This window comes from Vibrio sp. 2-2(8) (assembly GCF_963888495.1).
GTDB classification, from domain to species: domain Bacteria; phylum Pseudomonadota; class Gammaproteobacteria; order Enterobacterales; family Vibrionaceae; genus Vibrio; species Vibrio anguillarum.
The window spans coordinates 1-2,964 of sequence record NZ_CAWPJM010000024.1; the positions used below are offsets into that span (position 1 = coordinate 1).

The window sequence follows — 2,964 nt, forward strand, 5'->3', positions numbered from 1 at the left end:
CCTTTCGTTCTCAGTGAGGTGCGTGTATTTCATGTTTTTTACTTCTTGGCGGGAGCAAAGTTCATGATTATCGCATCTCACTGTTTTTATGTTCAGAGGCGTCGCACTTCGTACTTGAATCCAAGAAATATAACAAGTTGTTCAAGAGGGATTCGCAACGCGTGGCATTTTCACTGCGCGTTGGTTTAAGTGATTAAGGTGGTATGCGGTAATATCGGTATTGCGTTGCTCACCCCTTAACAAAGCGTTAGGTTTAAGGTTATACATGGAAATCAAAGAGTTTAGTGTTTGTAATCTGGAATCATTAAGGAAGATCTATCTTCACTCTAGAAGAGATGGTTTTACATGGCTCAAGACGGACAGCTTTCGATTAGAAGACTTTGATCGTGATACTCAAGGTGAACGAATTTGGCTAGTTGAGGCTTTAGGTAAAGTTGCAGGTTTCATCTCGATTTGGGAACCTGACAAATTTGTTCATCATCTGTATGTTTCCAGCGAATATCAGAGTCAAGGTATTGGCTCAATATTACTTAACGGTGCGAAAGCAAAATATGGCTATTTGAGTCTTAAATGTATGGTTCAAAATCAAAAGGCACTTGAGTTCTATTTGTCACAAGGTTTTGCAATTGTGTCGCAAGTAGATGATGAATTTGGTGGTTATTATCACATGAGCTTCAGCTCAAAAACCTAACAAACGGCTCAAGAGGGATTGCCAACGCATGGCGGCTTTAGTTCAAAATTGAAGTTCAGCATTTACGGTGTGTTTTTTAAGTTCGGTGGTGCGTTGTCAACCCCTTAGCCGGGCGTTAGCAAATTTATTCGACATCTAACTCGCATGGAGGAAAAGTAAGTGGAAATAGATAGAGATTCGATCATTGAATCACATAGGCTAGCAAGCCCGGGTCTTCGTTATCTAGGGCAAATCATTGATGGTGCAATAAGTGCCACAATATTCATTTTCTTTCTTTGGCTCGGTACTTTGATTGGTTTATCCCAAGCTTCATCAAGCTTAATAGCATTTTCGGAGGCTGCTTTATATTTTCTACTTTCTGACGGTTTACCTAAAGGGCAAAGTCTCGGTAAGAAACTACTAGGGATCTCAGTTATAGATTCGGTTACAGGAAAAAGTTGTAGTTTTCCTCAGTCATTTTTTCGTAACCTTCTGACACCAATAATTGGTATGATCGACGCGGTCTTTATTCTTGGCAAAAGAAGACAGAGGTTAGGTGACAAGCTGGCAAAAACAATCGTTGTAGTAAATTAGCTAACAAACGGCTCAAGAGGGATTGCCAACGCGTGGCGGCTTTAGTGCAAAATTGAAGTTCAGTGTTTACAGTGTGTTTTTTGAGTTCGGTGGTGCGTTGTCAACCCCTTAGCCGGGCGTTAGGCAAAATGAGTTTTTATCAGCTAAGTCGAGTTGAAATTGAGCAGTAAATTCCATGTTTTGTGGTTTAACTTAAGCAATAAATAATCATCACATATTTGCTGTTTCTTGATCGCGTTGGGTTGTTTATCGCTGTGAATTCATCGGTGAAATAACCTTCAGCATCCAAACGTCCGCCGAGCATGCTACGCTCATCACTTTTCTTCCAAATCGCTAAATTTGAGTTTTTTGTTTCTTTGCTGACTTGGCATTTTGGTTTATAAATGAATCGGTTAGTTTGTTTTAAGTTTATAAAAAAGTTCGTTCTTTAGTTTTGAAAGTGTCGGTGTCAATCAGTTGGCCTAACAAACGGCTCAAGAGGGATTGTCAACGCGTGGCGACTTTAGTACAAAATTGAAGTTCGATGTTTACAGTGGTTTTTTGAGTTCGGCAGTGCGTTGTCAACCCCTTAGCCGGGCGTTAGGTTTACGAAGAGAAAAAGCATCATTATTGGGTAAAAGATTTGGGGATTTCGCTAGCCATTCGTTTACGGTTTTCAGCAAGTTAGCTTGGTCTGCCCAAATCATCACGTTTCTTTCGCTCTTTCTCATGCCAATGTTCGTGGGTTGCTTCATTGGAAAATCGAGTCGGTCGGTTGAAGATTTCACTGGCGCAAAGGCGCTTTAGGTTTGTTAATCGGCTCAGAAAAATAGTTGTTTTAACTTAGTCGCATTTGGCTGCTAATTTGAGTGAAATACTTGGAACTGGTTCTACACAATGCATTAATCTAGCGGGGCTCTTTGCCAAGTGGGTGAAGATTAAATAGTAGAACCTAACAAGAAATTCAAGCCTGACTACCAACGCGTGGCTAAATCGGTTCCTAAATGGTTTGGTGATTACGGTAGATTGCTTTCAATGACTTTGTGCGTTGGTAGCAGCTTAATTCGGCGTTATGTACTAAGGAGGCAGGATGTCAAAAACGTATTCCGGTTCATGTCACTGTGGTCTCATTAAATTCGAAGTTTTAGCCGATATTGACCATCTTCGAGAGTGTAATTGTTCCATCTGTATCCGTAGAGGTGCGCTAAATTTTAGAGTGCCAGCAGAGAATTTGACGGTTCTAACTCCCCTAGAAAATGCAGTTTTATACCAATGGGGTAGTGAGACCGCAGAAGACTACTTTTGCCCTAAATGCGGTATTCTGCCGTTTCGTAAACCTAGCCAATTGACCAAAGCTGAAATCGAGGCAGGCAAAATCCCATTTACTGGTTGGGCTGTAAATGCTCGTTGTCTTAGTGGATTAAATATCAGTCAAATTCCAATCGTTAAAATAGATGGAGCATCCCTTTGAGCACGTACATAACAAGCAATTTAAGAGGGATTCTCAACGCTTGGCACTTTTGCTTCTACTTCAAATTTAGTGTCTACGGTACAATGAGTTAGGTTGGGTGGTGGCGTTGTTCACCCCTTAATTGGGCGTTATGCGATTAATGAGGTCAGCGAAAGGAATAGAAATTTATGTACAAAGTTGGCGTTGTTATATTTGATGATTTCACAGATGTAGACTTTTTTCTTATGTATGACTTGCTTGGGAGAACAAC

Annotated in this window: 3 protein-coding genes and 1 pseudogene; all 4 read left to right on the forward strand. The window is 40.7% G+C overall.

Annotation, left to right across the window (positions count from 1 at the left end):
* Positions 1-265 precede the first annotated feature (265 nt).
* The gene (locus tag AACV12_RS09115; RefSeq protein WP_045571622.1) at positions 266-691 is read left to right on the forward strand and encodes a GNAT family N-acetyltransferase; all 426 of its coding nucleotides are present in this window, start codon (positions 266-268) and stop codon (positions 689-691) included.
* Positions 692-850: 159 nt separating this feature from the next.
* Positions 851-1,264, forward strand: a complete 414-nt coding sequence (locus AACV12_RS09120) for an RDD family protein (protein WP_170901594.1) — start codon at positions 851-853, stop codon at positions 1,262-1,264.
* A gap of 1,069 nt (positions 1,265-2,333) precedes the next feature.
* The gene (locus AACV12_RS09125; protein ID WP_017039994.1) at positions 2,334-2,714 is read left to right on the forward strand and encodes a GFA family protein; all 381 of its coding nucleotides are present in this window, start codon (positions 2,334-2,336) and stop codon (positions 2,712-2,714) included.
* Between the two features lie 167 nt (positions 2,715-2,881).
* A pseudogene (locus tag AACV12_RS09130) lies at positions 2,882-2,964 on the forward strand (DJ-1/PfpI family protein); the annotation flags it as partial.